Source organism: Flavobacterium sp. UBA5153, from assembly GCA_002413745.1.
Classification (GTDB): Bacteria; Bacteroidota; Bacteroidia; order Flavobacteriales; family Flavobacteriaceae; genus Flavobacterium.
The window spans coordinates 12,965-29,800 of sequence record DHXP01000066.1 but is presented as its reverse complement, the minus strand read 5'-3'; the positions used below and the strand labels follow the sequence as shown (position 1 = coordinate 29,800).

The following is a 16,836-nucleotide window of genomic DNA, read 5'->3' as shown; positions in this document are numbered from 1 at the left end:
ATTAATCAAAACCACACTCAAATTTACAATTTATTTTTACATAAATAGCTGCTCATCAGAATTTTAACTTATTATTAACGGTTTTATTTTCAGGACTTTAAAATGTATATATTTTTAAATTATACTTACTTTCAACAAGAAATTTAAACAGATAATAATATTACACCATCCTGCTTTTAAAACTTTATATCTTTACAGCCTCTCAAAACCTAAATTAAAATTATGAAACTCGTTTTCGCCACCAACAACAAAAATAAAATCCTCGAAGTCCAACAAATGCTTCCTGAAAGTATCGAAATTATTAGTTTGGAAAGCATAGGATGTTTCGAGGAAATTCCAGAAACGGCCGATACTATCGAGGAAAACGCCATTATGAAAGCCAATTATGTGACCCAGAAATACGGCTACGATTGCTTCGCCGACGATACCGGTTTAGAAGTTGAATCGTTAAATGGAGAACCTGGCGTTTTATCGGCGCGATATGCAGGAGAACAGCGCAATGCTGACGACAACATGAATAAATTATTGGAGGCTTTGGCCAACAAAACCAATAGAGACGCCCAATTCAAGACCGTAATTGCGTTAAACTTAAAAGGAAAACAGTGTCTTTTTACGGGAATAGCTCGAGGCGAAATCACCTTGGAAAAAACAGGAAATCAGGGTTTTGGCTACGATCCAATCTTTAAAACCGAAGGCTATAACGCTACTTTTGCCCAGCTTTCGCTCGAAGAAAAAGGTAAAATCAGCCATCGAGGCAAGGCAACTGGGCAACTTATAGCGTTCTTAAAAAACTAACTAATTGATTTCCAAATAACAATAAAATATTAAATATGAATTTTCTATTAGATTATATCGTTTTTTAGACGTACTTTTGCACCAAATTTTAAAAACATATATGAATAAATTTGAACAATTAGGATTGAGTGAATCGCTACAACGTGCGATTATCGATCTAGGATTTGAGAATCCGACCGAAGTACAGGAGAAAGCGATTCCCCTATTATTGGAACAAGACATTGATTTAGTTGCGTTGGCTCAGACAGGGACAGGGAAAACGGCAGCTTTCGGTTTTCCAGTTATCCAAAAAATTGATGCCAACAACAGAAATACACAGGCGTTAATTTTATCACCTACCCGCGAACTATGTTTGCAGATTACTAACGAGATTAAAAACTACTCAAAATACGAAAAAGGTATTAATGTAGTGGCCGTTTACGGTGGTGCAAGTATTACTGACCAAGCTAGGGACATCAAAAGAGGCGCACAAATTATTGTGGCTACTCCAGGTAGAATGCAAGACATGATTAACAGAGGATTGGTAAACATTTCTCAAATTAATTACTGTATTCTTGACGAAGCAGATGAAATGTTGAACATGGGTTTCTACGAAGATATCGTAAACATTCTTTCAACAACACCTGACGAAAAAAACACATGGTTATTCTCGGCTACAATGCCAGCAGAAGTAGCACGAATTGCAAAACAATTTATGCGTGACCCAGTAGAAATTACTGTTGGAGCCAAGAATTCTGGTTCAGCTACCGTTTCGCACGAATTTTACTTAGTAAATGCACGTGACCGTTACGAAGCATTGAAACGATTGGCCGATGCTAATCCAGACATTTTCTCGGTAGTTTTTTGTAGAACGAAACGTGACACACAAGCCGTTGCCGAAAAATTAATCGAAGATGGTTACAGTGCTGCCGCTTTGCACGGAGATTTATCCCAAACGCAACGTGATGGCGTAATGAAATCTTTTAGAGGTCGTCAAATTCAAATGCTTGTAGCTACTGATGTTGCCGCACGTGGAATTGACGTTGACAATATTACTCACGTAGTAAATTACCAATTGCCAGACGAAATAGAAACCTACAATCACCGTTCTGGCCGTACAGGTCGTGCAGGAAAATTAGGAACTTCTATCGTGATTGTAACGAAAAGTGAAATTCGCAAGATTTCATCCATCGAAAGAATCATCAAGCAAAAATTCGAAGAAAAAACGATTCCTTCTGGAATTGAAATCTGCGAAATCCAATTGTTGCACTTAGCAAACAAAATTAAAGATACTGAGGTTGATCACGAGATAGATAATTATCTTCCTGCTATCAACAGCGTTCTTGAAGGCTTGTCGAAAGAAGAACTAATCAAGAAAATGGTTTCGGTAGAATTTAATCGTTTCATCAATTACTACAAGAAAAACAGAGACATATCTTCTCAATCTTCGGGTTCTGAAAGACGTGAACGTGATGATAGAGATGGTGCTCCAAGAGAAAATAATTCAGGCGGTGCAACAAGATACTTTGTAAACATTGGTTCTAGAGACAACTTCGATTGGATGTCATTGAAAGATTATTTGAAAGAAACATTAGACCTAGGTCGTGATGATGTTTTCAAAGTAGATGTAAAAGAAGGTTTCTCTTTCTTTAACACAGATCCGGAACACACTGATAAAGTGATGGAAATATTGAATAACGTACAATTAGAAGGACGTAGAATCAATGTGGAAATTTCTAAAAATGACGGTGGCGGAAGACGGGATCACAACGGAAGAAGTTCTGGTGGTGGTTTTGGCGGAGGTCGTTCAGGCGGTGATAGAAGTTCAGCACCAAGAAGAGAAGGTAGTTTTGCTCCAAGAAGAGAAGGCGGATTTAGAAGTGACCGAGGTTCAGCTCCTAGAGAAGGTGGTTTTGGCGGAAGAAGCGAATCAAGAAGCTCAGCTGCTCCAAGAACAGGCGGTTTCTCTGATAGATCTCCAAGATCATCAGAGGCTCCAAGACGTGATGACGGTTCATCAGAAAGACCAGCAAGACGTTCTGAAAGTTTTGGCGATGCGCCAAGAGAAAAAAGACCAAGAAGAAGCTAACACTTTTTGTTAATTTTCTTATAATTATACTGAAACTACAAAATATTTAATCCCGTTTTATTACTTTTAAAGTTTTAAATCAGTTTATGAAATATTTTGTAGTTTTCTTCTTTTTAATAGTTTCAGCAAATACTTTTGCGCAAGTTACGGAACCGTTTCAAAAAGTGTCCGGTATCATACTAAATGACAATAACCAACTCCCATTGTCGAATGTAAATATTATCAACATCAATAAAGTAAGAGGTACAACCACGAACGAAAAAGGTTTTTTCGAAATTGACGTTACGGCAAACGACACGCTGCATATTTCTATTTTAGGTTTTCAATCGCTAAAGATTAAAGTCACCAACGACTGGATAAAAAACAAAACCACTAAAATTCACCTTACCGAAAAAGCCTATGCCCTCGATGAAATAGTTATTAGACCTTATAACTTAACCGGTTATCTCGAAGTGGATTCCAAATTAATTCCCGTAAAAGAAAATTACCGCTACAGCATTTCGGGATTGACACAAGGTTATGAAGCCGGAGAATATTCGCCAAATGCCTTTGGAAAAGTAATGGGTTCCATCTTCAATCCAGCCGATATGCTCTATAATTTCTTTGGCAAAAAACCCAAAGAACTCAAGAGGCTGAAAGAAATGAACAAGGATGACACCGTGCGCAACCTCCTCGAATCCAAGTTTGACAGAGAAACGATCTCAGTACTTCTAGGAGTCGACAAAAAGGAAATTGCCGAAATCCTGGAGCGTTGCAATTACTCCGAATCCTTTGTGAAAACCGCAAACGACTTGCAAATTCTTGACGCCATTAGCTCTTGTTATGAAGAATATAAAATTTTGAAAAGGAAATAATAAACCGATAAGATACAAGTTTAATCTCTGATTGTTCAAACAGTCAGGGATTTTTTTATTTGTGTCTTATACTGAAAAAGGCATTCAGCAGATTAAAAGTCCTTTTGATGATTTGTAAGAAAAAAAAACTGTATTTGATAGAATAATAAAGCGAAACAAACCTTCGCCTATACATCCAAATTTGGGTGGATTTACGAAGGTTTGTTTCGTGTATATGCAAGTTATGGGCAATTTTAAAGAACATTCAATGAAAATAATACTTTTCTTTTCGATTTTACTTTCAGCCATTACCAGTAATGCTCAAGGAAAATTAAATCAAAACCATCTTGATAGTATATATTCAAAAGCACTACAAAATCGTTTTGACTGGATGTTGTCTAGCGAATATAAATATGTTGATGTCGAAAATCAGACAGAAGCTCCACAAAAAATTGTTCAAAGTCCAATCAAAATTTTACCTAAATCTGAAATCGCAAAAATTTCTCGTAAAGAAAATAAAGAACTTATAGTTTATACCCTAAATTACTTTGTTTTAAGTGAAGATACCGTAGATGTTAATTTTGGAAAATATAAAATAAAAGGGCTGAGAAAAAAGAATAAAAATGGTGCAAATGAAGAGGTAACAAAATATAAATTTAGTTATGAAACTTATGTGCCAGATATGAGATTTGTTCTAGTGAATAATAGGTGGAAAATTATCAAATCATAGTTTAATAAGGAGTAAAAAAACTGCCCATAACACACGCTTTGCAATAGTGGGGTTTAAGGCTGAATTTAAAGATGGTTTTGTGCTTGTAAAATTAATGAATAACCGAAAGATAAGGCATCTCGAATCCCCACCATCGCAAGAGCGCGGGAACGTTGTAACTGCAATTTTTCATCTGATAAAAAAAGAACTTTTTCCTTTTAAAGTTACCAAATTTTGGTAACTTTACAAAAAATATGAAAATTATGGGACGAAATACATCTGTTTCTTTAGGCGACTATTTTGAAAATTTTGTGGATAGTAGAGTTTCGGAAGGTAGATTTAAAAATGCAAGCGAAGTTATTCGTGCTGGATTAAGATTGCTAGAAGAAGAGGAAAGCAAACTAATTGCATTGAAAAAAGCTATTGATGAAGGAATTGAAAGTGGAATTGCTAAAGATTTTAATCTAAAAAAACATCTTGAATCGTTAAAAGCCATAAAAAGAAATGGCTAAATACTTCTTAACCAACAAGGCTGTTGACGATTTATCCAAAATTTGGGATTATACTTACGAAGTTTGGTCTGAAAATCAAGCTGACAAATATTATTATGAACTTCTAGAAGATTGCAAAGAATTGGCAGAAAATCAAAACTTGGGCAAAAATTATTCTGAAATAAATAAAGAAATTTTTGGATATAAATCAGGTCAACATTTAATATTTTACAGGAAATTGTGTGAAAACGAAATTGAAATTACGAGGTTTTTACACTCAAGAATGGATTTAAAAAACAGAATTCAAGAATAAAACTTCGGTTGTCAGCAGTTTATAGCAATTACTGGGCTTGGCCTCCCCCGGAATTTTGCTTTGCCAGTTCGCTTCGCTCTAGTCTCTGAAAATTAAAAAAGAGTTTTGTACTTGTGAGCTTTTGTTTTAAATTTATGCAACTGCCGTCAATTGTGGCAAAAGCAATCATTTCTAAAAGTAAACTTCTTTTTTCTTCGAAAGTGTTCCTCAAATTAGTATTTTTAACTAAAATAGTAGCTTTAAATTGAAATACAAACACCCAACAATGATTCAACGATTCGCACTGCTTTTTGTTCTTTTTATTGCATCAGGAAAAACATTCGCACAGCAAAGCACCGCTTCAAAACAGGTTTCGACTTTCACCATCGAAGCGCCACAATTGCATACCACAAAGAAAATCTGGATTTATTTGCCAAAGAATTACGATGCCACCAAAAAGAAATATCCCGTGATGTATATGCACGATGCACAAAATCTTTTTGATGCCAAAACTTCCTTTGTTGGCGAATGGAACGTGGACGAAAAATTGGACAGTCTCAACGCACAGGTAATTGTCGTAGGCATTGAACACGGAAACGAAAAACGAATGGACGAATTAACACCCTACAAAAACTCCAACTATGGCGGCGGAAATGCCGATAATTACCTCGAATTTATCGTAAAAACGCTGAAGCCAGAAATAGACACGAAATACCGAACAAAAACCAATGCCAGAAACACCGCCATTATGGGAAGTTCGCTTGGTGGTTTGGTTTCCTATTATGCTATTTTGAAATATCCAACTGTTTTCGGGAGAACAGGAGTTTTTTCTCCTGCTTTTTGGTTTAACCCCGAAATATACACACTGATGAAAAATACACACAAATTAAAATCAAAAATATATTTTATGTGTGGCGATAACGAAAGTGCCGATATGGTTTCTGATCTAAATAAAATGGATAATTTGATTGCCGAAAAAAGATGTGATTGTTCAAATTCGACAAAAACAAGAATCGTCAAAGGCGGACAACATAACGAAAAATTATGGCGAGATGGTTTTGTAAAAGCGTATCTTTGGCTTTTTTAAAGCAGTTTTGCATAAACTTATAAACTTATAAACTTCATAACCTTTTTACATTATGAAAATGACAAACAACGATATACTAAAAAAACTGCGCGTCGCCTTGATGCTGCGGGATGATCAAATAGTTGAAATACTGGAATTGGTAGATTTTAGAATTTCAAAATCAGAACTGGGTGCTTTTTTCCGTGCCGAAGATCACGAAAATTATGTGGAATGTGGAGACCAAGTGTTGCGCAATTTCCTAAACGGATTGGTAATTCACTTACGTGGGACAAAAGAAAATCCAAAAAATCCAACAGCAGTTTTGGCCAAACATAAAGCTCAAATTCCGGTAAAAGAAGGAGCTTCGGAAAGAGCAGAATTTAAAGCAAAACCAAAAGACGAAGAAAGAGCAAGAGGCGATCAAAAGCCGGGACAATCAAGTTCAGCTACAAAGAAGAAACCGTTTAAAAAACCGGCTCCAAAAGTTCAAGTAGTAGAGAAAGTAAAATACAATTTCGGAAAGAATAAAAAATCCTAAGTAGAGACGCACTGCAGTGCATCTCTACAGATGATAAATATTCACAAAAAAAATCCTGAACTCTCCGTTCAGGATTTTTTTATCTAAAAAACAAAGTTCCCAAATTGCGAATTTTTATATATCTTTGCTAAAGATTTACAACTAAATATGTCAAGAATATTTGTAAAAGGCACATTGAGAGAGTATTGGGAAATACATCCTGATACGGAGCAATACTTGAAAACTTGGTATGATACTGCAATCAATGCCAATTGGAAAACTCCAAGTGATGTAAAACAAAATTATGCAAGCGCCAGTATTCTTAAAGACAGTAGGATTGTTTTTAACATAAAAGGAAATTCTCACCGGCTAATTGCAAAATTCAATTTTGAAAAACAATGGATTTTCATACGATTTATAGGAACTCATTCTGAATATGACAAAATAGACGCCAATACAATTTAAAAATTTACACAATGAACATTACGCCAATAAAAACAGAATCAGATTATCAAGTGGCTTTAAAAAGATTTGAACTTCTTTTTGATGCTCCAATTGGAACTCTTGAAAGTGACGAAGCTGACATTCTTGCCTTATTGATTGATGAATTTGAAAATAAAAATTATCCAATTGAAGCACCAGATCCAATTGAAGCCATAAAAATCAGAATGGAAGAAATGCAACTGAAACAAATTGATTTAGTTGATGCTATTGGCGGAAAAAGCCGAGTTTCCGAAATTTTGAATAGGAAACGAAAACTTACCGTCGAAATGATTCGGAATTTGACCACGCGTTTAAATCTTTCTCCAAGTGCGTTGATTGGTGATTATTCATTAAAACGGGAAATAAGCTGAAAAATAATTTATTCCACAAAAAAATCCTGAACTCTGTTCAGGATTTTTTGTTTAGGATTGAAACGCACCGCAGTGCGTCTTAACTCCAAAAGTTCCAGTAGTAGAGAAAGTAAAATACAATTTCGGAAAGAACAAGAAATCATAAGTAGAGACGCACTCGTAGAGACGCACTTGTAGAGATGCACTGCAGTGCGTCTCTACAGATGATCCTAAATATTCACAAAAAAATCCTGAACTCACGTTCAGGATTTTTCATTTACGTTAGAGACGCACTGCAGTGCGTCTCAACAATACGTCTTAACAGAATATAATATTAAGAAAGTGCCGCTTTCACTTGATCAGCCGCTTCTTGGAATTCCACCGCAGATAAAATTGGCATACCCGAATTATCGATTAATTCTTTTGCAATTTCGGCATTGGTACCTTGCAAACGAACGATGATAGGCACTTTAATAGCGTCCCCCATATTTTTGTAGGCATCAACAACTCCTTGTGCAACACGGTCGCAACGAACGATTCCACCAAAAATATTGATTAAAATCGCTTTTACATTTGGATCTTTCAAGATGATACGGAAAGCTAATTCCACACGTTTTGCATCGGCAGTTCCACCAACGTCCAAGAAATTTGCTGGTTCAAAACCTGCATATTTTATTAAATCCATCGTTGCCATTGCCAATCCGGCTCCATTTACCATACAACCCACGGTTCCGTCAAGATCCACGTAGTTCAATCCTGCTTCTTTCGCTTCAACCTCGATTGGGTTTTCCTCACGAACGTCACGCATTTCGGCTAATTTTGGATGTCTGTACAATGCATTATCATCCAAGTTTACTTTGGCATCAACCGCAATAATCTTGTTATCCGAAGTTTTTAAAACTGGATTGATTTCAAACATTGAAGCATCAGAACCAATGTAAGCGTTGTATAAAGCACTTACAAACTGAGTCATTTCCTTGAAAGCATTTCCAGAAAGTCCTAAATTAAAGGCAATTCTTCTTGCTTGAAATCCCAGCAATCCAACAGCTGGATCAATCTCTTCGGTAAAAATTAAATGGGGAGTGTGTTCCGCCACGTGTTCAATATCCATTCCACCTTCGGTAGAATACATAATCATATTACGACCTTTACCTCTATTCAATAAAACCGACATATAAAACTCGGAAGTTTCGCTTTCTCCAGGATAATAAACGTCTTCAGCTACCAAAACTTTGTGCACTTTTTTACCTTCTGCAGATGTTTGTGGGGTAACTAAATTCATTCCTATGATTTGTCCTGCAATTTCCTCCACTTGTTGAAGGTTTTTGGCTAGCTTTACTCCGCCGCCTTTTCCACGTCCACCCGCGTGAACTTGAGCTTTTATAACGTGCCAACCCGTTCCTGTTTCGGCTGTTAATTGTTTTGCAGCGGCTACCGCTTCTTGTGCATTGTTTGCAACATAACCACGTTGTACTTTTACACCATAACTGGCGAGTATTTCTTTTCCTTGGTATTCGTGTATATCCATATTAAAGTATTTGACAAGATTCTGAATTTATTTCAGAAATTAAGTGCCACAAAAATAGCGAAATTCAACTTAAAACTAAAATCTTTTTCTATTAATAAAACTGAAATAATATTTGTCACTAATTAACTGGATTTGGTTATTTATGAAATATCGAATTTATGAAGCTAAAAAGTAAGAATTATTAAATTTTAAACTACTATATCGATTGAGAATACTTTATAAAAAATAGGATTTTTTGTAATTTAATACCAATTTAAAAAAAATCAATCTAAACGAATTATGAATTTGACAATTTGAATGTATAAGAATGAATTATTGTTATTAAATAAACGTTTTTCTATTATTACAACAAAAATGCAGCAAACACAACTTTTAAAATTCATTATAATTAATGAAATCTTTATTTTTGCATAAAAATTATCAAGCATGAAAGTTAAAGAACAAGGCCTTTATTTGCCCGAATTTGAACACGACAACTGTGGCGCAGGATTTATTTGCAATTTGAATGGGATTAAGTCGAATGACATTATTCATAAAGCACTCGATATCTTAATAAAATTAGAACATCGAGGTGCCGTAAGTGCTGATGGAAGAACGGGAGATGGAGCAGGAATATTATTCGATATCCCTCATGATTTTTTTAAGAAAGTATGTGATTTTGAAATTCCGGAACCAAAAGAATATGGAGTGGGAATGGTTTTTATGCCAAAAAGCGAAAACCAGACTGTTTTTTGCAAAACCACTTTTGAAGAGTCTATTCGTGATCAAAATCTGAAGATTTTAGGATGGAGAGATGTCCCTGTTGATGTGACTAATTTAGGACAAATTGCTGCTGAAAAAGAACCAACGGTAAAACAAGTTTTTGTTGGAAAAAATGGATTGGATCTTACAGAACAACAATTCAACGCCAAATTATTTGCCGCAAGAAAAATAGCCGAACATACCATCAGAAATTCAAGAATTTCAGAAAGTCATATGTTCTATTTTTCGAGTTTTTCTACCACTACCATAATATATAAAGGGCTGCTAATGCCGGAAGACATTAGCCGCTATTATACTGATTTGCTGGATAACGACTTAGTTACCAGACTGGCTTTGGTACACCAACGATTTTCCACCAATACATTTCCTTCATGGGAATTAGCACAACCCTTCCGTTATATGTGCCATAATGGTGAGATTAATACGCTTCGTGGTAACATTAGCCGTATGCGCGCTCGTGAAGAATTAATGCAAAGTGACGTTTTTGGTGAAGACATCAAAAAATTATTCCCAATAATATTAGAAGGCAAATCCGATTCAGCCTCAATGGATATGGTTATCGAATTGTTATTGATGACAGGACGTTCACTGCCTGAAGCAATGATGATGGTGGTTCCTGAAGCATGGGAAAAACACCAAACTATGTCAGCCGATAAAAAAGCATTTTACGAATACAATGCTTGTATTATGGAACCTTGGGACGGCCCAGCTTCCATTCCGTTTACGGATGGAAACGTAATCGGTGCTTTATTGGATAGAAATGGATTGCGTCCATCACGTTATACACTTACAAAAAGTGGTTTCGTGATTATGTCATCAGAAATTGGTGTTCTTGACATTAAACCCGAAGATGTAGTGCAACATGGCCGTTTGGAACCAGGGAAAATGTTCCTTGTTGATATGAATGAAGGACGAATCATTGAAGATGATGAGATAAAAAATTCAATCGTTAGCAAACATCCTTACAAAGAATGGTTGGATGAAAATATGCTACATTTGGCACAGATTCCATATACTGACAATGTCACCCCTGTTGAAACAATAGATTTTGAAACCCGTCAACGATTGTTTGGCTACACTATCGAGGATTTAAAAACCATAATAAACCCAATGGGGAAAAGTGGTTACGAAGCAATTAGCTCTATGGGTAATGATACTCCGCTAGCTGTATTATCAGATCAACCCCAACTATTATACAACTATTTCAAACAATTATTTGCACAAGTTACCAATCCACCTTTGGATGGTATTCGTGAAGAAATCATTACCGACATCAGCTTGGCCGTTGGCGGTGATTATAACATCTTTGATATTGTGCCAAAGCATTGCAAAAAATTAAAGATCCATAATCCCGTTATTTCAAAGAAAGATTTAGATAAAATAAGCAACATCGATCATCCCGATTTTAAATCAGTGACTATTTCAACCTTATACGAAATAGAAAAAGGAGTTAATGGACTGGAACGAGCATTGGAAAAATGTGTAAATGCCACCTTCAAAGCCGTATCCGAAGGTTGCAATATCGTTATTCTTTCTGATAGAGGCGTGAGTGAAAAAATGGCGCCAATCCCAATGTTATTGGCTTGTTCTTACATTCATCATTCGCTTAATAGTCTAAAAGTTCGTTCGAAATTTGGAATTATCATTGAATCTGCCGAGCCACGCGAACCACACCATTTCGCGCTATTATTTGGTTACGGCGCCAGTGCCATAAATCCTTATATGGTAAACGAAATCATTCGTGACCAAGTAAATCAAGGATTTATTTCAAACGTAAATGTCGATAATGCGATTAAAAATTACAACAAGGCAATTGCTAAAGGAATCCTGAAAATAATGAACAAAATTGGTATCTCTACCCTACATTCGTATAGAGGGGCACAAATTTTCGAAATCTTGGGATTAAATAAAACATTTTCTTCTAAATATTTCCCAAACACTCCTTCTAGAATCGAAGGAATCGGTTTAATGGAAGTGGAGAAAGAAGTTAAAAAAAGATACCAGAAAGCTTTCCCAAATTCAAAAGTGGCCAGTTTATTACCTTTAGAAATCGGAGGAATTTACAGATGGAGAAGAAATGGAGAAAGACACATGTTTAACCCAACCACGATTGCAAAATTACAGCAAGCGGTTCGATTAAACAGCCCGGAAAGTTATAAGGAATATTCCGATATGGTTAACAACCAGAGTGAAAACCTAATGACAATCAGGGGTTTATTTGAATTTAATAACCTCGATCCTATTGCTATTGACGAGGTGGAACCTTGGACAGAAATCGTGAAAAGATTCAAAACTGGCGCTATGTCTTATGGCTCTATCAGTTTAGAAGCGCACGAGAACTTGGCAATTGCCATGAATAGAATTGGTGGAAAAAGTAATTCCGGTGAAGGTGGAGAAGATCCAAAACGTTTTCAAAAAGACCTAAATGGTGATTCTAGAAATAGTGCCATCAAACAAGTGGCTTCGGGAAGATTTGGTGTTTCTATCAACTATTTGACGAATGCCAAAGAAATTCAAATAAAAATGGCTCAAGGTGCAAAACCTGGAGAAGGAGGTCAATTACCTGGTGAAAAAGTATACCCTTGGATTGCTAAAGTGAGAAATTCAACGCCTTATGTTGGACTTATTTCTCCGCCACCACATCACGATATATATTCTATTGAGGATTTATCTCAATTGATTTTCGATTTAAAAAATGCCAATCGTGAAGCTAGAATTAATGTTAAGTTAGTTTCCGAAGTTGGTGTTGGAACGATTGCAGCCGGTGTTGCCAAAGCAAAAGCCGACGTGATTTTGATTTCAGGATACGATGGAGGAACAGGTGCTGCGCCTTTAACTTCCTTACAACACACTGGAATTCCTTGGGAACTTGGATTAGCCGAAGCACAACAAACTTTAATCTTGAACGATTTAAGAAGTCGAGTGGTATTAGAATGTGACGGACAATTGAAAACAGGTCGTGATGTTGCCATCGCAGCCTTACTTGGTGCCGAAGAATTTGGTTTTGCAACAGCTCCATTAGTGGCTTCGGGTTGTATTATGATGAGAGCTTGCCACTTGAATACCTGTCCAGTGGGTATCGCCACCCAAGATCCTGAATTAAGAAAAAATTTCAAGGGAACGCCTGAGCACGTCATCAACTTTATGTATTTTATTGCTGAAGAATTGAGACAAATCATGGCACAATTGGGCTTTAGAACACTGAAAGAAATGGTGGGACAATCTCAAAAACTGAATGTCAACAAAGCCATCAAACATTATAAAGCAAGCGGGTTGGATTTATCTACAATCCTATACAAACCGGAAAAAGCGAATGTTGTACCCAATCATAATACAACAACTCAAGACCATGCTTTAGAACACGTTTTGGATTTTGATATTATAAAAGCAGCGATTCCTTCAATTTACAGAAAAGAAAGAACGAGAGTTACTTTCAAGATTAAAAACACGGATCGCTCTGTTGGCGCAATTTTGAGTAATGAAATTTCAAAAATTTATGGAGCACAAGGTTTACCTGACGACACCATATTAGTAGATTTCGAAGGCTCTGCAGGACAAAGTTTTGGTGCATTTGCAACCAATGGATTGTCATTCAAAATTCACGGAAACTGTAATGATTATTTAGGAAAAGGACTTTCTGGCGGAAAATTGATTATCAAGGTTCCTCCTACTGCCACATTCAAACCGGAAGAAAATATCATCATCGGTAACGTAGCCCTTTATGGAGCGATAACTGGTGAAGCTTATATTAATGGTATCGCCGGTGAACGTTTTTGCGTCAGAAATTCTGGGGCAACTGCTGTTGTCGAAGGAATTGGAGATCACGGATGTGAGTATATGACTGGTGGAACTGTAGTTGTCCTTGGAAAAACAGGTAGAAATTTTGCTGCCGGTATGAGCGGTGGAATTGCTTATGTTTATGATGAGAAAAAACAATTCGAGAATGGTTTATGCAATATGGAAATGGTCGAATTAGAAACATTGGAAGAAGATGACTTGACAAAACTAAGACGTTTGATACGCAATCATTCTATGTACACCAATAGTCCTTTGGCAAAAAGAATCCTTGGAGACTGGGAAAATCAACAAAAGCATTTTATCAAAGTAATGCCGACAGAATACAAAAAGGCATTGATAAGATTAGCTAAAGAAAATCAATTAGAAGAACTAATAGCACAATAATATGGGCAAGATAGGTGGATTTAAAGAATATAACAGAGCTAACGAAAGTAATATAGTTGTCCTGGAACGAGTTGCAAACTATAATGAGTTTACGATTCCGTTGTCAAAAGATAAAATAAAAGAACAAGGTTCAAGATGTATGGATTGTGGTATTCCTTTTTGTCACAGCGCATGTCCGTTGGGGAATTTGATTCCGGATTTCAACGATATGGTACATCAAGAAGAATGGCAAACCGCATTGGACATTTTGCAATCAACGAATAATTTTCCGGAGTTTACAGGTCGCTTATGCCCTGCGCCATGTGAAAAATCATGTGTTTTGGGAATCATAAAAGACCCAGTAGCTATCGAAAACATCGAAAAAAGCATTATCGAAAGAGGTTTTTCCGAAGGATGGATAAAACCACAACCTCCAGAAACAAGAACTGGAAAAACAATAGCGGTTATTGGTTCTGGCCCTGCTGGTTTAGCGGCTGCACAACAATTAAACCGTGCGGGTCACACCGTAACCGTTTTTGAAAGAGATAACGCCATAGGCGGATTATTACGTTACGGAATTCCAAATTTCAAATTAGAAAAAGGGATTATCGATAGACGTGTTGCCATTTTAGAAGCCGAAGGAATTGTTTTCAAAACCAACGTAAATGTTGGCGTGAATTACAGCATCGACCAATTGAATAGTTTTGATTCCATCGTATTATGCGGTGGCTCAACCGAAAGAAGAGGTTTGCCCACAAAAGGTGCCGACAGCAAAGGAGTTGTTCAGGCAATGACCTTTTTGACGCAACAAACCAAAGTTTTGTACGGTGAAGTTATTCCTGACCAAATAAAAGCAACCGGCAAAAACGTAATCGTCATTGGAGGTGGAGATACCGGTTCAGATTGTGTGGGAACGTCTAATAGACACGGTGCACTTTCAGTTACCAATTTTGAAATTATGCCGAAACCACCCGTTGGAAGAAGCGAAACCACGCCTTGGCCATTTTGGCCTTTGCAATTAAAAACTTCCTCTTCCCACGAAGAAGGTTGCGGAAGAAACTGGTTAATCAACACCAAAGAATTTCTTGCCAATGAAAAAGGGGAATTAGTAGGTTTGAAAACCGTTGAAGTGGAATGGAAATTGAAACCGGGTCAAAGACCTGAACTTATCGAAAAAGAAGGTTCAGAGAAAATCTGGCCTTGTGATCTAGCCTTGTTAGCCCTTGGATTTACTGGCCCTGAGAAAACTTTGAGCGACCAATTGGGAATAGAAATTGACGCAAGAAGCAATTATAAAGCGACTAATTACCAAACCAATGTTCCACACATATTTACCGCCGGTGATATGAGAAGAGGACAATCACTAATCGTTTGGGCAATTTCCGAAGGCCGTGAAGCCGCAAGAGAAATCGATAATTATTTGATGGGTTACACCAATTTACCAACAAAAGGTAAAGGTGATTTACCTAGCCTATAATAGTAAATAACGTTTTCAAAAAACCCTTGAGATTTCTTTTCAAGGGTTTTTTTATTTTCAAAAAACGCCGTAAATATTATTTTTAAAACATTTTGTTATAATTTGTTAGTTTTGAATTTTTCCCTTGTGTGTATCAATAAAGAATAATAAATTTGCCAAAAATGTAGCACAATGCAATCAAAAGATTTAGTACAATTAGCAGAACAATTTGGAAGTCCATTATATGTATATGATGCCGAAAAAATCCAATCACAATATAAAAGATTAACGAATGCTTTCTCGAAAGTAGAAAAGTTGCGTATCAATTATGCTATGAAGGCATTGTCTAATATAGCTATACTTCAATTAATAAAAGAAATGGGGGCTGGTCTGGATACTGTATCCATTCAAGAAGTCCTGTTAGGTCTTCATGCCGGATATGCACCTGAAAAAATATTTTACACTCCAAATGGTGTTTCGCTTGAAGAAATCGAGGAAGTTTCAGCAATGGGAGTTCAAATCAATATTGACAACTTGTCAATATTGGAACAATTTGGCACAAAACATCCTAACGTACCCGTTTGTATCCGTATTAATCCACACGTAATGGCAGGTGGAAATGCAAACATTTCCGTGGGTCATATCGACAGTAAATTTGGTATTTCAGTTCATCAATTACCCCATTTAGTGCGTATTGTTGAAAACACCAAAATGAAAATTGTGGGAATCCATATGCACACGGGCTCTGATATTCTTGATATCGAAGTATTCTTGTATGCAGCAGAAATTCTGTTTGATGCAGCAAAAAACTTCAAAGAACTTGAATTTTTAGACTTTGGAAGTGGATTCAAAGTGCCTTACAAAAAAGACGATATTGAGACCAACATTGAAGAATTAGGCAAGAAATTATCCAAAAGATTCAAGTCCTTTTGTTCCGAATACGGAAAAGACTTGACATTGATTTTTGAACCGGGGAAATTTCTGGTAAGCGAAGCAGGATACTTTTTGGCCAAGGTAAATGTGGTAAAGCAAACCACTTCGACTGTTTTTGCAGGAATAGACAGTGGTTTCAATCACTTGATACGACCAATGTTTTACGGTTCATACCATCATATTGAAAACATTTCAAATCCAAAAGGCAAAGAACGTTTTTACTCCGTGGTGGGATACATTTGTGAGACTGATACATTTGCCAACAATCGTAGAATTTCCGAGATTAATGAAGGAGATATTTTATGTTTCAGAAATGCCGGAGCCTATTGTTTCTCGATGGCGTCCAACTACAATTCTCGCTACAAACCAGCAGAGGTATTGTGGCTAAAAGG

14 protein-coding genes are annotated in these 16,836 nt (G+C 36.5%); 13 read left to right on the top strand and 1 reads right to left on the bottom strand.

Annotation, left to right across the window (positions count from 1 at the left end; translation table 11 throughout):
* Positions 1-222 precede the first annotated feature (222 nt).
* The 10 genes from B2145_RS13145 (at position 223) to B2145_RS13100 (ending at position 7,625) form a co-directional block, all read left to right on the top strand.
* Entirely contained in the window at positions 223-795 is a 573-nt protein-coding gene (locus B2145_RS13145; protein ID WP_291103051.1) for a non-canonical purine NTP diphosphatase, read from the top strand.
* Positions 796-895: 100 nt separating this feature from the next.
* Positions 896-2,863: a DEAD/DEAH box helicase gene (locus tag B2145_RS13140; protein WP_291103049.1), complete on the top strand. Its 1,968-nt coding sequence runs from the start codon at positions 896-898 to the stop codon at positions 2,861-2,863.
* A gap of 86 nt (positions 2,864-2,949) precedes the next feature.
* A complete protein-coding gene (locus B2145_RS13135; protein ID WP_291103046.1) occupies positions 2,950-3,717 on the top strand; it encodes a carboxypeptidase-like regulatory domain-containing protein in 768 nt (255 codons plus the stop codon).
* Positions 3,718-3,964: 247 nt separating this feature from the next.
* Positions 3,965-4,426 (top strand): hypothetical protein, encoded by a 462-nt coding sequence (locus B2145_RS13130; RefSeq protein WP_291103043.1) that lies wholly within the window; start codon positions 3,965-3,967, stop codon positions 4,424-4,426.
* 242 nt (positions 4,427-4,668) lie between these two features.
* A complete protein-coding gene (locus B2145_RS13125; RefSeq protein WP_291103041.1) occupies positions 4,669-4,917 on the top strand; it encodes a type II toxin-antitoxin system ParD family antitoxin in 249 nt (82 codons plus the stop codon).
* Complete coding sequence (locus tag B2145_RS13120; protein WP_291103039.1) at positions 4,910-5,209, top strand: type II toxin-antitoxin system RelE/ParE family toxin; 300 nt, start codon at positions 4,910-4,912, stop codon at positions 5,207-5,209. Before B2145_RS13125 ends, B2145_RS13120 begins: the two co-directional genes overlap by 8 nt.
* A 265-nt stretch (positions 5,210-5,474) precedes the next feature.
* Entirely contained in the window at positions 5,475-6,275 is an 801-nt protein-coding gene (locus B2145_RS13115) for an alpha/beta hydrolase (protein ID WP_291103037.1), read from the top strand.
* A 58-nt stretch (positions 6,276-6,333) separates the two neighbouring features.
* Entirely contained in the window at positions 6,334-6,792 is a 459-nt protein-coding gene (locus tag B2145_RS13110; RefSeq protein ID WP_291103035.1) for a DUF1456 family protein, read from the top strand.
* A 147-nt stretch (positions 6,793-6,939) separates the two neighbouring features.
* Positions 6,940-7,236: a type II toxin-antitoxin system HigB family toxin gene (locus B2145_RS13105; RefSeq protein ID WP_291103032.1), complete on the top strand. Its 297-nt coding sequence runs from the start codon at positions 6,940-6,942 to the stop codon at positions 7,234-7,236.
* An 11-nt stretch (positions 7,237-7,247) separates the two neighbouring features.
* Positions 7,248-7,625 (top strand): helix-turn-helix domain-containing protein, encoded by a 378-nt coding sequence (locus B2145_RS13100; RefSeq protein ID WP_291103029.1) that lies wholly within the window; start codon positions 7,248-7,250, stop codon positions 7,623-7,625.
* Between the two features lie 313 nt (positions 7,626-7,938).
* Here the strand turns inward: B2145_RS13100 and sucC are convergent, their stop codons facing one another.
* The gene (sucC, locus tag B2145_RS13095) at positions 7,939-9,132 is read right to left on the bottom strand and encodes an ADP-forming succinate--CoA ligase subunit beta (RefSeq protein WP_291103027.1); all 1,194 of its coding nucleotides are present in this window, start codon (positions 9,130-9,132) and stop codon (positions 7,939-7,941) included.
* A gap of 426 nt (positions 9,133-9,558) precedes the next feature.
* On the opposite strand from sucC, the gene gltB reads away from it, so the two are divergent.
* The 3 genes from gltB to lysA form a co-directional block, all read left to right on the top strand.
* Positions 9,559-14,076, top strand: a complete 4,518-nt coding sequence (gene gltB / locus B2145_RS13090; RefSeq protein ID WP_291103024.1) for a glutamate synthase large subunit — start codon at positions 9,559-9,561, stop codon at positions 14,074-14,076.
* A 1-nt stretch (position 14,077) separates the two neighbouring features.
* Positions 14,078-15,532: a glutamate synthase subunit beta gene (locus tag B2145_RS13085; RefSeq protein WP_291103021.1), complete on the top strand. Its 1,455-nt coding sequence runs from the start codon at positions 14,078-14,080 to the stop codon at positions 15,530-15,532.
* A 171-nt stretch (positions 15,533-15,703) separates the two neighbouring features.
* Positions 15,704-16,836: diaminopimelate decarboxylase (lysA, locus tag B2145_RS13080; protein WP_291103018.1), on the top strand; the 1,133-nt coding region annotated here is incomplete at its 3' end.

Bases quoted from the DNA above. Each gene is read 5' to 3' on its own strand.
- B2145_RS13125 (WP_291103041.1), top strand. From the start codon at position 4,669: ATGGGACGAAATACATCTGTTTCTTTAGGCGACTATTTTGAAAATTTT.
- sucC (WP_291103027.1), bottom strand. From the start codon at position 9,132: ATGGATATACACGAATACCAAGGAAAAGAAATACTCGCCAGTTATGGT.
- B2145_RS13130 (WP_291103043.1), top strand. From the start codon at position 3,965: ATGAAAATAATACTTTTCTTTTCGATTTTACTTTCAGCCATTACCAGT.
- B2145_RS13135 (WP_291103046.1), top strand. From the start codon at position 2,950: ATGAAATATTTTGTAGTTTTCTTCTTTTTAATAGTTTCAGCAAATACT.
- B2145_RS13100 (WP_291103029.1), top strand. From the start codon at position 7,248: ATGAACATTACGCCAATAAAAACAGAATCAGATTATCAAGTGGCTTTA.
- B2145_RS13120 (WP_291103039.1), top strand. From the start codon at position 4,910: ATGGCTAAATACTTCTTAACCAACAAGGCTGTTGACGATTTATCCAAA.
- B2145_RS13145 (WP_291103051.1), top strand. From the start codon at position 223: ATGAAACTCGTTTTCGCCACCAACAACAAAAATAAAATCCTCGAAGTC.
- gltB (WP_291103024.1), top strand. From the start codon at position 9,559: ATGAAAGTTAAAGAACAAGGCCTTTATTTGCCCGAATTTGAACACGAC.
- B2145_RS13110 (WP_291103035.1), top strand. From the start codon at position 6,334: ATGACAAACAACGATATACTAAAAAAACTGCGCGTCGCCTTGATGCTG.
- B2145_RS13105 (WP_291103032.1), top strand. From the start codon at position 6,940: ATGTCAAGAATATTTGTAAAAGGCACATTGAGAGAGTATTGGGAAATA.
- B2145_RS13115 (WP_291103037.1), top strand. From the start codon at position 5,475: ATGATTCAACGATTCGCACTGCTTTTTGTTCTTTTTATTGCATCAGGA.
- B2145_RS13085 (WP_291103021.1), top strand. From the start codon at position 14,078: ATGGGCAAGATAGGTGGATTTAAAGAATATAACAGAGCTAACGAAAGT.
- B2145_RS13140 (WP_291103049.1), top strand. From the start codon at position 896: ATGAATAAATTTGAACAATTAGGATTGAGTGAATCGCTACAACGTGCG.